16 protein-coding genes are annotated in these 16470 nt (G+C 65.5%); 8 read left to right on the top strand and 8 right to left on the bottom strand.

Annotation, left to right across the window (positions count from 1 at the left end; all coding sequences use genetic code 11):
* The 6 genes from ACTIAO_RS07025 to ACTIAO_RS07000 form a co-directional block, all read left to right on the top strand.
* On the top strand, window positions 1-998 hold a 998-nt coding region (locus ACTIAO_RS07025), incomplete at its 5' end, for a GlxA family transcriptional regulator (RefSeq protein ID WP_441905570.1).
* 26 nt (window positions 999-1024) lie between these two features.
* Window positions 1025-1642, top strand: coding sequence for a hypothetical protein (locus ACTIAO_RS07020; RefSeq protein ID WP_441905568.1), 618 nt, complete (start codon window positions 1025-1027; stop codon window positions 1640-1642).
* Between the two features lie 34 nt (window positions 1643-1676).
* Window positions 1677-2303, top strand: a complete 627-nt coding sequence (locus ACTIAO_RS07015) for a LysE family transporter (protein ID WP_441905567.1) — start codon at window positions 1677-1679, stop codon at window positions 2301-2303.
* Between the two features lie 28 nt (window positions 2304-2331).
* The gene (locus ACTIAO_RS07010) at window positions 2332-2679 is read left to right on the top strand and encodes a metallopeptidase family protein (protein WP_441905566.1); all 348 of its coding nucleotides are present in this window, start codon (window positions 2332-2334) and stop codon (window positions 2677-2679) included.
* On the top strand, window positions 2670-2972 hold the full coding sequence (gene clpS, locus ACTIAO_RS07005; RefSeq protein WP_441905565.1) for an ATP-dependent Clp protease adapter ClpS: 303 nt from the start codon (window positions 2670-2672) through the stop codon (window positions 2970-2972). Before ACTIAO_RS07010 ends, clpS begins: the two co-directional genes overlap by 10 nt.
* Window positions 2969-3517 carry a DUF2017 family protein gene (locus ACTIAO_RS07000; protein ID WP_441905564.1) on the top strand — a complete coding sequence of 183 codons (549 nt, stop codon included), beginning with the start codon at window positions 2969-2971 and terminating at the stop codon, window positions 3515-3517. The genes clpS and ACTIAO_RS07000 overlap by 4 nt, the downstream gene beginning before the upstream one ends.
* Here the strand turns inward: ACTIAO_RS07000 and ACTIAO_RS06995 are convergent.
* The 6 genes from ACTIAO_RS06995 to gatC all read right to left on the bottom strand — a co-directional run bounded on the left by ACTIAO_RS06995 (window position 3504) and on the right by gatC (window position 9104).
* Window positions 3504-4085, bottom strand: coding sequence for a hypothetical protein (locus ACTIAO_RS06995; protein ID WP_441905563.1), 582 nt, complete (start codon window positions 4083-4085; stop codon window positions 3504-3506). The genes ACTIAO_RS07000 and ACTIAO_RS06995 overlap by 14 nt on opposite strands.
* Window positions 4069-4389 carry a hypothetical protein gene (locus ACTIAO_RS06990; protein ID WP_441905562.1) on the bottom strand — a complete coding sequence of 107 codons (321 nt, stop codon included), beginning with the start codon at window positions 4387-4389 and terminating at the stop codon, window positions 4069-4071. The genes ACTIAO_RS06995 and ACTIAO_RS06990 overlap by 17 nt, the downstream gene beginning before the upstream one ends.
* A gap of 37 nt (window positions 4390-4426) precedes the next feature.
* Window positions 4427-5683, bottom strand: a complete 1257-nt coding sequence (gene dinB, locus ACTIAO_RS06985) for a DNA polymerase IV (protein ID WP_441905561.1) — start codon at window positions 5681-5683, stop codon at window positions 4427-4429.
* A gap of 75 nt (window positions 5684-5758) precedes the next feature.
* A complete protein-coding gene (gene gatB, locus ACTIAO_RS06980) occupies window positions 5759-7291 on the bottom strand; it encodes an Asp-tRNA(Asn)/Glu-tRNA(Gln) amidotransferase subunit GatB (RefSeq protein WP_441905560.1) in 1533 nt (510 codons plus the stop codon).
* Entirely contained in the window at window positions 7291-8808 is a 1518-nt protein-coding gene (gene gatA, locus ACTIAO_RS06975; protein WP_441905559.1) for an Asp-tRNA(Asn)/Glu-tRNA(Gln) amidotransferase subunit GatA, read from the bottom strand. The genes gatB and gatA overlap by 1 nt, the downstream gene beginning before the upstream one ends.
* Window positions 8805-9104, bottom strand: a complete 300-nt coding sequence (gene gatC, locus ACTIAO_RS06970) for an Asp-tRNA(Asn)/Glu-tRNA(Gln) amidotransferase subunit GatC (protein WP_441905558.1) — start codon at window positions 9102-9104, stop codon at window positions 8805-8807. The genes gatA and gatC overlap by 4 nt, the downstream gene beginning before the upstream one ends.
* Before the next feature lie 61 nt (window positions 9105-9165).
* On the opposite strand from gatC, the gene ACTIAO_RS06965 reads away from it, so the two are divergent.
* Together ACTIAO_RS06965 and ACTIAO_RS06960 are read left to right on the top strand one after the other, a co-directional pair.
* Window positions 9166-10866: a long-chain-fatty-acid--CoA ligase gene (locus tag ACTIAO_RS06965; RefSeq protein ID WP_441905557.1), complete on the top strand. Its 1701-nt coding sequence runs from the start codon at window positions 9166-9168 to the stop codon at window positions 10864-10866.
* A 49-nt stretch (window positions 10867-10915) separates the two neighbouring features.
* Window positions 10916-12694, top strand: coding sequence for a DEAD/DEAH box helicase (locus ACTIAO_RS06960; protein WP_441905556.1), 1779 nt, complete (start codon window positions 10916-10918; stop codon window positions 12692-12694).
* Window positions 12695-12797: 103 nt separating this feature from the next.
* Here the strand turns inward: ACTIAO_RS06960 and ligA are convergent, their stop codons facing one another.
* On the bottom strand, window positions 12798-15113 hold the full coding sequence (ligA, locus tag ACTIAO_RS06955) for an NAD-dependent DNA ligase LigA (RefSeq protein WP_441905555.1): 2316 nt from the start codon (window positions 15111-15113) through the stop codon (window positions 12798-12800).
* Window positions 15114-15349: 236 nt separating this feature from the next.
* Window positions 15350-16447: a tRNA 2-thiouridine(34) synthase MnmA gene (gene mnmA / locus ACTIAO_RS06950; RefSeq protein ID WP_441905554.1), complete on the bottom strand. Its 1098-nt coding sequence runs from the start codon at window positions 16445-16447 to the stop codon at window positions 15350-15352.
* Window positions 16448-16470: the final 23 nt, after the last annotated feature.

The raw sequence follows: 16470 nt of genomic DNA, 5'->3' as shown, positions 1-16470 counted from the left end.
ATCGACTGGCACCCAACCGCAATATTCAGTGGCACCCATGCCGTCGAATACTCAACGGGATGAAGCAACTCGATGTTGCCGGCCCGGCGGAGGTGTTTGCCGAGGCGTCTCGACTCGGCGCCAGTTACCAGCTCCACTACGTCTCAGCCACGGGAGAACGCGCAAGAACATCAATCGGATCAACATTTGAGGCTGACAGCGCCGCAACACAGGTCATCCGAGCCGACATCGCAATGATCCCTGGTGGCGATGAGGTGCCGACGACGCCGATCCCGTCTGAAGTGCTGTCTGCTACGCAGCATCTGCTGGAGATCAGCACCAGGGTGGCTTCCGTGTGCACGGGCACTTTTCTCCTCGCCGCGACCGGAGCGCTCAACGGAAAGCGCGCGACAACGCATTGGGCACACGCGGGGCTCCTCTCGCGGGTCTACCCAGAGATCGAAGTCGACCCTGATGCAATTTTTGTACGCGACGGTGCGCTCTTCACTTCAGCGGGCGTGACGTCAGGAATTGACCTGGCGCTTTCACTGATCGAATCCGATCACGGACCCGATCTGGCGCGCGACGTTGCCCGCAACCTCGTCGTCTATATGCAACGTCCCGGTGGTCAGTCCCAGTATTCGGCGATGCTCACCACCTCTCGCAGCGCTCAAGAGAACGTGCGGCGGGTCGTGGAGGCCATCAGCTCAGATCCGGCGGCGGTTCACGGACTGGATGACCTCGCGCAGATCGCGGGGGTGAGTACACGGCATTTAGCGCGGCTGTTCCGCGCAGAACTGGACATGACGCCGATAGAGTTCGTCGAGCAGACTCGACTCGAACACGCAAAGAACCTTCTCCTGAACGGAGAGTCAGTAGCTGCCGTGGCACGACGAACGGGGTTCCACAATCCTGAAACGCTGCGCCGACTATTTGTCACGCACACGGGCGTTCCGCCCAGTCAGTATCAGCGGCGTTTCACCACCACAGACTACGACGGGAGGGAACCCCGATCATGAGTAGCGATTGGCCAGGCATCATTGACGTGGACGCGCTGAAGGCAAGCTACGTCAATGACATTGACCACCTCGTCGATGCTGCGAAGACCGGCCACTGGACCGAAGTATTCAAACGTCTGGATGCTGGCGGTAGGCCGGTTGCCAACCAGTGGCGGGTCGGCGGGAAATCCTGGTTCGCTCCGCTGCACCACGCTGCGTGGCTGGGCGCACCGGTTGACGTGGTCGACCAGCTTATTCAGCGCGGTGCGTGGAAGTCGCTCAGGAACGCAGATGGCGACCGTCCGTTCGAGATCGCCCAGAAGCGCGGCCACCATCATCTGCGGGAATCGTTGAGGGTGCGCGAGACCAGCGAGTACGAGCAGCGAACGTTCGTGGCCTGGAATCGGCACCTGACTGAATTGACTACCGAGCGTACTCGGGGGCTCGACCCGGTGAGATACCGGCCGGTGCCCACCGAACTGATCGCCCTGGAACAGCTTGAGAGCCTGTGGTTCACCTATCCGGGGATGTACGGTGGGTTCGGCATGTCGATCCACAAGGACCGATTGTTTGTCGAGAGCTGGTCTCGTGTGGTCGGCGGCTCTGGTCAAGCCCATGTGATCACCGAGCGCGGGTGCGTGCTCGTTGATGAAGGATTTGTTTAACCTCCGTCCTGGAGCGGCGCCATAGAATCGACTGGTGTCGCTGACCGTCTGGCTCTCTCTGCTCGTCGCATCCGTCGTCATCAGCTTCACCCCCGGTGCGGGCGCCATCAACACGATGTCCAACGCCCTCGCACACGGTTGGCGCCGCGCAGTCTGGGGCGTCATCGGTCAACAGTTGGCGCTGATCGTGCATGTCATCATCGTCGCTGCAGGCGTCGGTCTTCTCGTCTCGCAGTCTCCGCTCCTGTTCGACATCGTCCGCTACGCCGGAGCGGCATATCTGGTCTTCCTCGGCATCCGCATGATCCTCGCGCGCGTGCCGGAACCGTCGGCCTCCGACGGCACAGCACCACCGCGAGAAGGCCGTTTCTCGATGATCCGTCGCGGGTTCTGGGTAAACATCCTCAACCCGAAAGCAGTCGTCTTCTTCCTCGCTTTCGTGCCCCAGTTCATCCGCCTTGACGAGCCGCCACTCCCCCAGTACCTGATTCTGATCGGCACCGTCATCGTGGTCGACGTGATCGTGATGTGGGGCTTCTTCGCGACCGCCGCACGCCCGTTCCGCGCTCTCACCCGCACGCAGCGAGGCGTGCGCACGCTGAACATCATCTTCGGATCGCTCTTCCTCCTCGTCGCCGCCCTCCTCCTGTTCATCCACTGAGCCGTCCCGAGCCGTAGGCTGGATAACGATGGACATGGATGCCGGCCCCTTCGAAGAACTCGTCATCGACGAGCTCGATCAGTTGCCCGACGAGATGGTCGACGGGCTCGACAACGTCGTCTTCGTGGTCGAGGACCGGCCCGAAGACGGGAGCCTCGACCTGCTCGGCCTGTACGACGGGCTCGCGCTCACCGAACGCGGCCACTATGGAATGGGCGAATTGCCCGACCGCATCGTCGTATACCGCGAACCGCATCTGCACAGATGTGAGGACGAGGATGAGCTTCGCGACGAGGTGCACACGACGCTCGTGCACGAGATCGCGCACTTCTATGGAATCGATGACGAGCAGCTGCACGAACTGGGGTGGGCGTGAGCACCCCGATCGCCGCCCCTGACCTCGATGAGTTCACGGATCTGCAGGCCGCACCACTCGAGCCCTGGCAGGTCGTGGTCTGGAATGACCCCGTGAACCTCATGAGCTACGTCGTCCGCGTCTTCCGCACATACTTCGGCTATACGAACGAGCATGCGACGACCCTGATGCTCGCCGTTCACCACGACGGATATGCGATCGTCGCCACCGGCCCGCGCGAGACCATGGAAGTGCACGCACAGGCCATGCACGACTTCGGTCTCTGGGCAACCGTGCGGAAGGCTCCCCAATGACTTCGCATGACATCCGGATGCCGCTCGCGATCATCGAGGGCATGCATCTCGCGGGCCTCATCGACGAATTCACCAGCTTGCTCACGGATGCGGATGACGCGCGCGATCCCGGTATCGAACGTCTCACCCCGAGTGCCTACCCCGAGGATGCCGCGGCATCCGCCGAGTTCGCCACGGCGACACGCGATGACCTGCTCGACCGTCGCCTCGCAGACGCTGCAGTGGTGCGCGGAGCCCTGGCACCCTTCTTCGAAGGCGAAGGCGAAGGCGAAGGCGCAGCCGAGGGGTCACGCACCTCAGACGCCGCCACGCACCGGGAAGTCGTCGTCCATCAGAACGACCTCGACGCATGGCTGCGAACGCTCACTGCCCTCCGCCTCGTGATCGCCGAACGCTTGGAGATCACGCACGAAGATGATCTCGACGATGCGGATGATCCACGGTTCGGAGTCTTCCACTGGCTCGGCTTCCGGTTGGACCTGCTCATTTCAATCGCCGACGAGCTGGATGGCATCCCCACCGAGGCCCCGTCTACGGAAGAGTGATTCTCAGCGTCGCCAGGTCCTGCGGGGCGTCACGGGAAATATGCCGATCCTCCTGCTGAGCCCATCGGTCCCAGTGCGGACGGAAACCATCGCCATCGCGCTCCAACGCGCGCTTCTTTCGGGACGCGACGGGAGATTCGACCCATACGCGCACGTCGGCCAACCGTGCCGATGCCGGAGTCAGCGCACCGCAGCCCTCGAGAATCACCCCGAGCGCAGGAGTCACAGCATGCGCTTCGGCATCGGTCTCCAGTTCCCAGTCCCACCGGCGCCAGGTGCTGAGCAGCCCCCGCGCATGCGGACGCAGAATATCGTGCAGCGCGCGCTCGGCCCCGGCATCCAGACCATCCCAGCCGGGATAGAGCGAGTCGAGTGCGATGAGCTGAGGACGTCCCGCGAGAGGCCAGTTCGCAGCGATCATGCGTGACAGTGTCGTCTTCCCTGCCCCGGCGCGGCCGTCGATCACGACCACAGGGTTGGATGCTGCCACCGCAACGATCGCGTCGATGACCTGCGCAGTACCGCGCTGGAGCGCCTGCGCGAGAGGGTCGTTACTTCTTGAGGGCACGGATCACGCGCGAGAGTGCCCGACCGGTGACGCAGACGAAGGGGATGGCCACCGCGAGCAGAGCGACGATGTTGGGCTCGAACCGGAGGCCTTCCTCACGTCGGACGTATACGCCGAGCGGAATAGACACCCCGCCGCCTCCGCCACCGCCGTTGTCGTCCTGGTCAGCACCGCCCCCGAAACCAGCCCAGGTCAGCGCGACAGGCGTGATGCTCACGCCGTCGACATCCTGCGGCTCGCCGTAGGCGCTCTTCACGCCGAAGGAAGTGACTTGCTTTCCGATGTCCAGTGCAATATTCGGCATGACTACACGCTAGCCGACGACGACCAAATATGGGTCCTCAGTCCAGCCCATGATCCTTCGGATGCCGCGCCGTTCCTCGCCCCTCACCGCGCCCGACATGCCGGGCGCGAGAGATGGTCGCGCTGCCGAAGCGAGCCCTTGCACTGTCAAGAGCGCCCTCGACCTTTCGCCAGTGCTCATCGTCATCCCACAGAGTGAAGGCAGAGCTCCCCGCCGGGCGGAGCTTCTCCGCGCGCACCCCCACGAGGCGAACCGGGTCACGTCGATCGATCGACTCGTAGAGCGTCATCGCCGCTTCCCCAATGCGCTGCCCGACCGACGTCGGCTCTGCGAGGGTCTGGGACCGACTGAACGTCGTGAAATCATCGAAGCGGATCTTGATCGACACTGTGGCACATTCCCATTCGGCACGGCGGAGCCGCCCCGCCACTCGGTCGGCGAGCCGCAGCAGCTCGGCCCGGAGAAACTCCCGATCGGTGACATCGATGTCGAATGTCTCTTCATGGCCGACGCTCTTCTCGACCCGCTCCGTCTCAACGCCACGGGCATCCTCGCCGCGGGAGAGCTGGGCGATCCGCGCACCGAGAGCCGGACCGACTGCGCGGTCGAGCATCTCTTGCGGAGAATCACGGATGTCACCGATCGTGCGGATGCCGCGCGCTTCCAGGGCATCCGACGCCTTGGGTCCCACACCCCACATCGTGCGCACTGAGCGGGGAGCGAGGAAGTCGAGTGTGTCGGCGGCCGCAACGATGAGCAGCCCGTCGGGCTTGGAGAACGTCGATGCCATCTTCGCGACGTGCTTGGTCGCCGCGACACCAACGCTGCATGTGATCCCGACTTCAGCCTGCACCCGCTCCCTGACGAGCTTCGCGATCTGGCCGGGACTCCCCCACAGCCGCCGCACCCCCTGCACATCGAGGAAGGCCTCATCGACGGACAGCGGTTCTACCATCGGGGTGATCGACTCGAACACGCCCATCACCTGCTTCGACACTGCCTGGTATCGATCGAAATGCGGCATCACGATCTTCGCCGTCGGGCACAGCCGCATCGCCTGGCCCACGGGCATCGCCGCTCGCACGCCGTATCGACGCGCCTCATACGATGCGCTGGAGACGACCGAGCGACCGTCGGGGGCGCCGATGATCAGCGGCAGCCCTTTCAGCGACGGATCATCGAGGATCTCGACGGCCGCATAGAACGCATCCATGTCGACGTGCAGAATGCGCGTGCCACTGTCATCCGCACCGTCGGGTGAGACGGTGCGGCCACGTCCGTCACCGCGCCCCATGGTTCCATTGTCGCCGAGGCCACCGACATCCGGCCCTTCGACAGGCTCAGGGAACGGATGCGGTAAACCGTGGAGTTACTGCGCGGCGCGCTCCAGGATCAACTCGCGAACGCGCGCGGCATCCGCCTGGCCCTTCATCGCCTTCATGACGGCACCGATGACCGCTCCCGCAGCCTGAACCTTGCCATCCTTGATCTTGGCCATCACGTCAGGCTGGGCCGCCAGCGCCTCATCGATCGCGGCGATGAGCGCGCCGTCGTCCGAGACGACAGCAAGCCCTCGAGCATCCACGACTTCCTGCGGGGTGCCCTCGCCGGCGATGACGCCCTCGAGCACCTGACGGGCGAGCTTGTCGGTGAGCGTGCCGTCATCGACGAGCTTCTGCAGAGCCGCCACATTCGCCGGAGTGATCAGGTCCGCAGCATCCCGGTCCTGCGTATTCGCAAGGCGTGAGATCTCGCCCGTCCACCACTTACGAGCCGCGGCGGGCGCGGCGCCCGCGGCGATCGTCGCCTCGACCTCATCGATGAGAGCGCCGTTGCGGATGTCCTGGAATTCCAGGTCCGTGAAGTTCCACTCGGCCTTCAAACGGCGGCGACGGGCGACCGGCTGCTCGGGAAGCTCCGCACGCAGCTGCTCGATCAATTCTGCGGCCGGCTGCACCGGCAGCAGGTCCGGCTCGGGGAAGTAGCGGTAGTCATCGGCATCCGATTTGGGGCGACCGGGCGAGGTCGTCCCGGTGTCCTCATGCCAGTGACGCGTCTCCTGGGTGATCGTGCCGCCATCGGCGAGGATCTGCGCCTGACGCTGGATCTCATGACGGACGGCGCGTTCGACCGAACGCATCGAGTTGACGTTCTTCGTCTCGGTGCGGGTACCCAGAGGCGCCGGCTCCGCGCCCTCGGCGACGCGCGGACGCAGGGAGATGTTCGCGTCGCAACGCAGGTTGCCGCGTTCCAACCGCGCCTCGGAGATTCCGAGGCTGCGCACGATGTCGCGGATCGTGGAGACGTAGGCCTTGGCGATCTCGGGCGCGCGGTGCTCCGCACCGTAGATGATGTCCGTGACGATCTCGACGAGCGGGACGCCGGCACGGTTGTAGTCGACGAGCGAGTACTCCGCGCCCTGGATACGACCGGTCGCACCGCCCATGTGGGTGAGCTTTCCGGCGTCCTCTTCCATGTGCGCGCGCTCGATCGGCACGGTCACCAGGGTGCCGTCCTCGAGCTCGACGACGACGGAGCCCTCATAGGCGATGGGCTCGTCGTACTGCGAGATCTGATAGTTCTTGCCGAGGTCGGGATAGAAGTAGTTCTTCCGCGCGAAGCGGCTGGATGCCGCGATCGAGCAGTTCAGCGCTAGGCCGAGGCTGATCGACGAACGGATCGCGGTCTCGTTGACAACCGGCATGGCGCCGGGCAGTCCGAGATCGACCGGGGCGATGAGCGTGTTCGGCTCTGCGGCGTGGTACTTCTCGTTCGCCGGGTTGGGTGCGGCCGAGAACATCTTCGTGTTCGTGTTGAGCTCGACGTGGACTTCGAAGCCGAGAACGGGCTCGAACAGTTCGAGCGCCTTGTCGTAGTCCATCAGCTTGGCTGCGGCGGCCATCAGCGGTTCCCTCCTGCGAGCTGGGGCGCTCGGGTCAGCAACGGGGCTCCCCACGAGTCGACGAGTGCGGTTTCGAGCGCCGCTCCGACGCGGTACAGGCGAGCATCTTCACGAGCGGGCGCGAGGAACTGGATGCCGACGGGCAGACCGTCATCATCGGCCAGGCCCGAGGGGATCGAGATCCCGGGGACTCCGGCGAGGTTGGCCGGGATCGTCGTCAGATCGTTCAGATACATCTGCAGCGGATCGTCGATCTTCTCGCCGATCTTGAACGCGGTGGTCGGCGCCGAGGGCGTCGCGATGACGTCGACCTGGGCGAATGCCCGCTCGAAGTCCTGCTGGATAAGCGTGCGCACCTTCTGCGCGCTGCCGTAGTACGCGTCGTAGTAGCCCGCAGACAGTGCGTAGGTTCCTAGGATGATGCGGCGCTTGACCTCGTCGCCGAAGCCGGCCTCACGCGTCGCAGACATGACATCTTCGACGGTGGCGCGGCCCTCGGGCGTGACGCGGAGCCCGAAGCGGACCGAGTCGAACTTCGCCAGGTTGCTGGAAGCCTCTGCGGGGAGGATCAGGTAGTACGCGGCAACGCCGTACTCGAAGTGCGGTGTGGAGATCTCGACGATCTCTGCGCCGTTCGCCTCGAGCAGGTCGAGGGAGGCGCGGAAGGACGCCGCAACGCCGGGCTGGAAGCCGGAGTCGGGGAACTCCTTGATGATGCCGACCTTGAGCCCCTTGAGCACGTCGCCTCGAGCGCCCTCTCTGGCAGCATCCGCGAAGGACGGCCAGGCGTCGGGCAGCGAGGTGGAGTCATGCGGGTCGTGTCCGCCGATGATGTCGTGGAGAAGCCCGGAATCGAGCACCGTGCGCGTGACGGGACCGACCTGATCGAGGCTGGATGCCAGAGCGATCGACCCGTAGCGGCTGACGCCGCCGTACGTGGGCTTGACCCCGACCGTGCCTGTGACGTGCGCCGGCTGACGAATCGAGCCGCCGGTGTCCGACCCGAGCGCGAGTGGAGCTTCGAACGCCGCGACCGCTGCCGCGGACCCACCGCCGGAGCCACCGGGGATCCGATCGAGGTCCCACGGGTTGTGCGTGGGGCCGAACGCGGAGTGCTCGGTGGAGGATCCCATCGCGAACTCGTCCATGTTGGTCTTGCCGAGCGCCACGAGGCCCGCAGCGCGCGCACGTGCGACGACGGTCGCGTCGTAGGGCGACATGTAGCCCTCGAGGATCTTCGACCCGCTCGTGGTGGGCTGATCACTCGTGACGAGGACGTCCTTGATGGCGAGCGGCACACCGGCGAGCGGGTGCAGCGTCTCCCCTGCCGAGCGGGCGCTGTCGATCGCATCCGCCGCGGCGAGAGCGCCCTCGTTCACATGGAGGAAGGCGTGGACGTCGCCGTCGACCGCCGCGATACGGTCGAGGTGCGCCTGGGTGGCCTCACGGCTGGAGAGCTCACCGGCCGTGAGCTTGTCTGCGAGCTCGGCTGCGGTGAGCCGGATGATGTCTGTCACTGTTCTTCTCCGAGGATCGCGGTCACGCGGAAACGGCCGTCCGCGGCATCCGGCGCATTCTGCAGCACCTGCTCATGGGTGAGCGTTTCGCCGACCTCATCGGGACGGAAGACGTTCGCGAGCGGGATCGGGTGGCTCGTCGCCACCAGGTCGGAGGTTGCGACCTCCGAGACCTTCGCGATGTTGTCGACGATGGCGTCAAGCTGGCCGGTAAGCCGCGTCACCTCGTCGTCGTTCAGCTGGATGCGTGCAAGCACACCGAGGTGGCGCACGAGTTCGGGGGTGATTTCAGACACCGCTCCAGTCTAGTTGGCGCTCCGCGACCCGACTGCCGACGATCGCAATAGGCTGGATCTCATGACGACGTTCGATCCCCCTCGTCCCTGGATCGCCAGCTACGCGGATGGAGTTCCCGAAGATCTTCCTGAAGTGAACGGATCGCTCATCGACATCGTCGAGGCGTCTGCGCGCGATTTCCCGGATGCTCCGGCGCTGGAGTTCTTCGGACGCGAGACGTCGTACGCGCAGCTGCAATCCGCGATCGAGCGCGCAGCCGCGGGCCTCCATGCTCTCGGCATCCGCCCGGGCGACCCGGTCGCGATCGTGCTGCCGAACTGCCCGCAGCACATCATCGCGTTCTACGCGGTCCTGCGCCTGGGCGCTGTCGTCGTCGAGCACAATCCGCTGTACACGCCACGGGAGCTGCGCAAGCAGTTCGAAGATCACGGCGCCAAGCATGCGATCGTCTGGAGCAAAGTCGCAGGGACCGTGCAGGAGTTCCCGCGTGACCTCGCCGTGTCTTCGCTGATCTCGGTCGACGTGACCGAGGCGATGCCGCTCATGACCCGAATCGCGCTGAAACTGCCGATCGCGAAGGCACGCGAGTCACGTGCAGCGCTCACTGGGAAGGTGCGCGGCGCGATCTCGTGGGACCAGATCGTCCGTACTGCCCCGCTGCTGGCACCACTCCCGAAGCCTGAGTCTTCCGACCTCGCGATCATCCAGTACACCTCCGGCACGACCGGCGCGCCGAAGGGCGCATCGCTCACGCACCGCAATCTGCTCGCGAACGCCGCCCAGGCACGGGCATGGGTTCCATCGATACAGCGCGGGAAGGGATGCGTCGTCTACGCGGTGCTTCCGATGTTCCATGCCTACGGATTGACCCTGTGCCTGACGTTCGCGATGTCGATGGGTGCACGCCTGGTGCTGTTCCCGAAGTTCGATCCTGATCTCGTACTCGCTGTGGTCAAGAAGCATCCGCCGACGTTCCTTCCGCTCGTGCCGCCGATCGCCGAGCGACTGCTCACGGCTGCGAAAGCCAAAAACATCTCGCTCGCAGGCACGGAGGTCGCGATCTCCGGCGCAATGGCGCTGCCGCAGGAAGTCGTCGTACCGTTCGAACAGGCCAGCGGCGGGTACCTCGTGGAGGGATACGGACTCAGCGAGTGCTCCCCGGTGCTGATGGCGAATCCCGTCGCCCAGAACCGTGTCGCCGGCACCGTCGGACTTCCGTTGCCCGGGACCGAGTGCCGCGTCGTCGACCCGGACGATCCCACCCAGGATGTCGAGCCCGGCTCTCCCGGAGAACTCGTCGTCCGCGGACCGCAGGTGTTCTCCGGCTACTACGGCAAGCCGGATGCTACTGAGGCCGCGTTCATCGACGGCTGGTATCGCACCGGTGACATCGTCCAGATCGACGAGGCCGGTTTTGTGCGGATCGTCGATCGGATCAAAGAGCTCATCATCACCGGCGGATTCAACGTCTCCCCCACCGAGGTCGAGAACGCGCTGCGCCAGCATCCCTCGATCGATGACGTCGCGGTCGTGGGACTTTCCAGCAGCCATTCCGGTGAGGAGGTCGTCGCCGCACTCGTCCTGGCGCCCGACGCCGAGCTCGATGAGGAATCGATCCGCGCCTTCGCTCGGAGCATTCTGACCCCGTACAAAGTGCCGCGGCGGCTGTTCGTCGTCGATGAACTGCCGAAGTCGCTCATCGGCAAAGTGCTCCGGCGCGAGGTCAAGGAGAAGATCTCCGACCTCACCGGCACTCCCTAAGAGTGCGTCTTCACAGACAAGCAGTCCTTTGCCGCGCTACCTTTAGGTAGTGACCCCTGAAGATGCATCTGTGAACGAGCCCGCCGACGAGTCCCCTGCCACCCCCGGATTCGAGGAACTCGGCATCACCGGACCCGTCCTCAAGGCGATCCGCGACCTCGGCTATGAGACGCCATCCGCGATCCAGGCCGCGACCATCCCGACACTGCTCGGTGGTCGTGACGTCGTCGGCATGGCGCAGACCGGAACGGGTAAGACCGCGGCATTCGCGCTCCCCGTGCTGGAACGTCTCGACATCTCGCAGAAGACACCGCAGGCACTCGTGCTCGCGCCGACCCGCGAGCTCGCGCTTCAGGTCTGTGAAGCGTTCGAGTCGTACGCCGCGAAGATGAAGGGTGTTCACGTGCTCCCCGTCTACGGCGGGCAGGGCTACGGAGTGCAGCTTTCCGCGTTGCGTCGTGGTGTGCACGTCGTCGTCGGTACCCCCGGTCGCATCATGGATCACCTCGCCAAGGGCACCCTTGACCTCTCCGAGCTGAAGTACCTCGTGCTCGACGAGGCCGACGAGATGCTGAAGATGGGCTTCGCGGAGGACGTGGAGCAGATTCTCGCTCAGACCCCGGCAGAGAAGCAGGTCGCACTGTTCTCGGCGACGATGCCGGCGCAGATTCGCCGCCTGGCACAGAAGTACCTCCGCGACGCGGAGGAAATCACCGTCAAGTCGAAGACGGCGACCGCCACCAACATCACCCAGCGCTATCTGGTGGTCTCGTACCAGCAGAAGGTCGACGCGCTCACCCGCATTCTCGAGGTCGAGAACTTCGACGGCATGATCGTCTTCGTCCGCACGAAGAATGAGACCGAGACGCTCGCCGAGAAGCTGCGCGCACGCGGATACTCGGCTGCCGCCATCAACGGCGACGTCGCTCAGGTGCAGCGCGAACGCAGCGTCAACCAGCTCAAGGACGGCAAGCTCGACATCCTCGTCGCCACCGACGTCGCCGCGCGCGGACTGGACGTGGAGCGCATCAGCCACGTCGTCAACTACGACATCCCCACCGACACCGAGTCGTACGTGCACCGCATCGGCCGCACAGGACGCGCCGGCCGCTCGGGCGACGCGATCAGCTTCATCACTCCGCGTGAGCGCTACCTGCTCAAGAGCATCGAGAAGGCGACCCGCCAGGCGCCGACGCAGATGACGCTGCCGAGCACCGACGATGTCAACACCACGCGCCTCGCGCGCTTCGATGACGGCATCACCGCAGCACTCGCTGAGACGGCGCGCATCGAGGCGTTCCGCGACATCGTCGCCCACTACGTGCGCAATCACGATGTGCCCGAGGCCGATGTCGCCGCCGCACTCGCTGTGGTCGCACAGGGTGCGACCCCCCTGCTGCTCGACCCCGAGAACGACCCGCTGACGGCGGCTGTCGCCCGTGACAACCGTCCGCCGCGCGAAGGTCGCGATCGTCCGGAGCGAGGAACCGGGCCGCGCACAGAACGTCGCGGACGTGGCGACTATGCGCCGTACCGGATCGAGATCGGCCGCCGCCACCGCGTGGAGCCCCGTCAGATCGTCGGCGCCCTGGCGAACGAGGGCGGTCTCGGCCGCGATGACTTCGGCGCGATCAACATCAAGCCGGACTTCACGATCGTCGAACTGCCGGCGAACATGAATCCCGCCGTCCTCGACAAGCTCAAGGACACCCGCATCTCGGGTCGACTCATCGAGATCAAGGCCGACCGCGGAGCGCCCGGTCGTCGCAACGGTGGCTCGCGCGATGGCGGCGGCTACGAGCGTCGCGACCGCAAGCCCCGCCACTGACCCCACGCGCCGTCACCGGCGCCACGCACCCCGTGAGAATTGCTCTGCCGCTCGAGAATCGCGCTGGCAGGGCCATTTTCACGCGGTAGAGCAATTCTCGCGATCAATCCAGCGACTCGGGGCCCTCGGTGACGAGGATGTGGAACTGCGCAGCATCCAGAATGCGGATGCCGAGGTCCTCAGCCTTCGCGAGCTTCGACCCCGCACCGGGGCCGGCTGCGACGAAGTCGGTCTTCTTCGAGACACTCGAAGCTGCCTTACCGCCGGCGTTGATGATCGCTTCCTGCGCGCCGTCTCGGGTGTAGCCGTCGAGGAAACCTGTCGCGACGATCGTGAGCCCATCGAGCACGCCGCCCTCAGTGACTGCTGCACCGGGGCCGGGATGCCCCGGCGTCACCCACTGCACGCCAGCAGCTGACCACTGGTCGACGATGTCGATGTGCCAGTCGACGTCGAACCAGTCGAGCAGCGAGTCCGCGATGATCCCGCCGACGCCCTCGACCGCGGCGAGCTCCTCACGGGATGCTGTGCGGATGGCGTCCAGCGATCCGAACCACTGCGCCAATGCGCGAGCTGCGACCGGCCCGACGTGGCGGATGTTCAGTGAAACCAGCAGACGCCAGAGCTCCTTGGTCTTCGCCTTCTCGAGCTCGGCGAGAAGCTTGATCGCCGAGCTCGAGGGCTGCGAGGTGGTCCGCCCGTCTTTCTTCTCGGCGGCGGTCGCGTTGCGGCGGAACGGTGACCGGGTCTTGACGATGCCGTCGTCGTCCTCTTTGGGAAGCCCTGTCTCGGCATCGCGCACCACGACCTCGATCGGCACGATCTGTTCGAGCGTCAGAGTGAACAGCCCGGCCTCAGTGTCGAGCGGAGGCTCTGACGGCACACTCGGCTGCGTGAGCGCGGCCGCCGTCACCTCGCCGAGCGCTTCGATATCGAGCGCGCCGCGGGATCCGATGTGCTCCACGCGCCCGCGCACCTGTGCCGGACACGACCGCGCGTTCGGGCACCGCAGGTCGATGTCGCCCTCTTTCATCGCCCGCAGCGGCGTACCGCACTCAGGACAGTTCTCCGGCATGACGAACTCGCGCTCAGACCCGTCACGACGCTCGACCACCGGTCCGAGCACCTCGGGGATGACATCGCCCGCTTTGCGCAGCACGACGGTGTCACCGATGAGGACGCCCTTGGCCTTCACGACATCCTTGTTGTGCAGAGTCGCCTGACGCACGACAGAACCTGCGACGTGCGCCGGTGCCATCACCGCGAAGGGCGTCGCACGTCCGGTACGGCCCACGGATACGACGATGTCGAGCAGCGTCGTCTGGACCTCTTCCGGCGGGTACTTGTAGGCGATCGCCCAGCGCGGAGCGCGGGAAGTCATACCCAGTTCGTCGTGGAGTGCGAGCTCATCGACCTTGACGACGATGCCGTCGAGCTCGTGCTCGATGTCATGTCGGTGCTCACCGAAGTACGCCACGAACTCTGTGACCTCATCGATCGACCGGCATACCTTCGAGTGCGGGCTCGTCGGCAGCCCCCACGAAGCAAGCAGGTCGTACACCTCGCTCTGCGCGGCCACCGGAGGATTCGGCCACGCGCCGACGCCGTGCACGTACAGCGAGAGCGACTCGATGCGCAGGAGCCCCGCTTCGAGCTCGAGGCCGGACTTCTTGTCGATTTGCTGCCGCAGACCTCCGCTCGCCGCGTTGCGCGGGTTCGCGAAGGCAGGGAAGCGCCGAGCCGCGGCACTTCGAGCCTTCTCCTCCTCGAACGGACGCTTGGCGCCGGTCCGTGCCTCCCAGCGCCCCAGAGCGTCGGCATAGGCACGTTCGCGGAAATCGGCCTGTGCGGCGTTCAGCCGTTCGAACGCGGCTACCGGGATGAACACCTCACCGCGGACCTCGACGATCTCAGGGTGCCCCTCGCCGCTGAGCCGCTGGGGGATATCAGCCAGCCGCAGGGCGTTCTCGGTGACGATCTCGCCGACGCGGCCGTCGCCGCGAGTCGCCGCCGATGTGAGGACGCCGTTTTCGTACCGCAGGTTGATCGCCAACCCATCGATCTTCAGCTCTGTGAGCCACGCGATCTCGCGTCCGGCGGATGCCTGCGTCTTCGCCGCCCAGTCGCGCAACTCATCGAGCGAGAAGACGTTGTCGAGGCTCAGCATCCGTTCGGCGTGCTCGATCGTGTCGAGCCCCGTCGTTTCAGCGGCGCCGACCATCTGTGTCGGCGAGTCCTGTCCTTGCAGCTCGGGGTGCAGGCGCTCGAGTTCTTCGAGGCGGTGCATCCATCCGTCGTAGGTCGCATCGTCGACGAGCGATGTGTCGCGCCCGTAGTACGCGTCTTTCGCCTCGAGGATGCGAGTCGTCAACTCTTCGGCCTCGACGCGGGCGGCTTCCAGTGAGATGTTCTCCGGCACTCGATCAGTCTACGAGTGGGGTGCGACATCAGTTGTGACTTCGACTCGCTGCGCTCGCTCAGTCCGTTTCGACTCGCCTTCGGCTCGCTCAACGACCCGCGTGGTCGGTGCAGTCTCCGCGGGGAGCGAGTCGAAACGCCCCACATGGTTGCTGCAGTTGCTGCGGGTCGTTGAGCGAGCGGAGCGAGACGAAACGCGTTGAGCGAGCGGAGCGAGACGAAACGTTCGCCAGTCGGTCAAGCCGAAACGGGCACGGCCGACACGGTCTTGTCGATCGTGAACTGGCCCAGCACGCGCGTTCCGACGTAGAGCACTGCAGTCTGCCCGGGTGCAACGCCATCGAGCGGCACATCCGGCACCACGGTAACCCCGGTCTCCGAGACGGTCGCCTGCGCCGGCACCGGCTCCGAGTGCGCACGGATCTGCACCTCGCACGCGAACTCGGACGACGTTGGCGCAGCGCCCGCCCACGAGTGCCGCTCACCGGATATCTCGCCGATGGCCAGAGCTTCCTTCGGACCGACGACGACGGTGTTCGACACCGGACGCACTTCGAGCACGAACCGGGGCTTGCCGTCCGCCGCTGGCACGCCGAGCTTGAGCCCGCGGCGCTGACCGACTGTGAACGCGTGCGCACCGTCGTGCGAACCGACGACCTCGCCGTCACGGTCAAGGATCTCGCCCTGCTCGGCGCCGACCTTGTCGGCCAGCCAGCCACGGGTGTCGCCATCCGGGATGAAGCAGATGTCGTGGCTATCCGGCTTCTGTGCAACGCTCAGCCCGCGCTCGGCGGCCTCGGCGCGCACGAGAGCCTTCGACGGTGTCTCTCCGAGCGGAAAATAGGTGTGCGCCAGCTGCTCGGTCGTGAGCACGCCCAGCACGTAGGACTGGTCTTTCGCATTGTCCGACGCGCGGTGCAGTTCGAGCCCGCCGTCGCCGTTCACGAGCGTCGCGTAGTGCCCGGTGCAGACAGCGTCGAAACCGAGCTCGATCGCCCGCTCCAGGAGGGCTGCGAACTTGATCTTCTCGTTGCAGCGCATGCACGGGTTCGGGGTGCGGCCAGCCTGATACTCGGCGATGAAGTCATCGATGACGTCGTCGCGGAAGCGCTCCGAGAAGTCCCAGACGTAGAACGGGATGCCGAGCATATCCGCGGCACGCCGTGCGTCCATGGCGTCTTCGATCGTGCAGCAGCCGCGACTGCCGGTGCGCAGCGTTCCGCCCGCCCGAGAGAGCGCGAGGTGCACGCCGGTGACGTCGTGTCCGGCCTCCACAGCACGCGCGGTCGCAACAGCCGAATCGACACCGCCACTCATCGCCGCAAGAATACGCATTCGTCTATTCTACGATCCTTCAG

Source organism: Microbacterium sp. (assembly GCF_052099035.1).
GTDB lineage: Bacteria > Actinomycetota > Actinomycetes > Actinomycetales > Microbacteriaceae > Microbacterium.
The sequence above is the reverse complement of the archived record's forward strand: the minus strand, read 5'-3'. Positions and strand labels throughout refer to the sequence as shown.

Coding starts and splice junctions, on each gene's coding strand:
- ACTIAO_RS06990 (WP_441905562.1), bottom strand. CDS start 4,389: ATGCCGAATATTGCACTGGACATCGGAAAGCAAGTCACTTCCTTCGGC.
- mnmA (WP_441905554.1), bottom strand. CDS start 16,447: ATGCGTATTCTTGCGGCGATGAGTGGCGGTGTCGATTCGGCTGTTGCG.
- ACTIAO_RS07000 (WP_441905564.1), top strand. CDS start 2,969: ATGACTTCGCATGACATCCGGATGCCGCTCGCGATCATCGAGGGCATG.
- dinB (WP_441905561.1), bottom strand. CDS start 5,683: ATGGGGCGCGGTGACGGACGTGGCCGCACCGTCTCACCCGACGGTGCG.
- gatB (WP_441905560.1), bottom strand. CDS start 7,291: ATGGCCGCCGCAGCCAAGCTGATGGACTACGACAAGGCGCTCGAACTG.
- ACTIAO_RS06965 (WP_441905557.1), top strand. CDS start 9,166: ATGACGACGTTCGATCCCCCTCGTCCCTGGATCGCCAGCTACGCGGAT.
- ACTIAO_RS07010 (WP_441905566.1), top strand. CDS start 2,332: ATGGACATGGATGCCGGCCCCTTCGAAGAACTCGTCATCGACGAGCTC.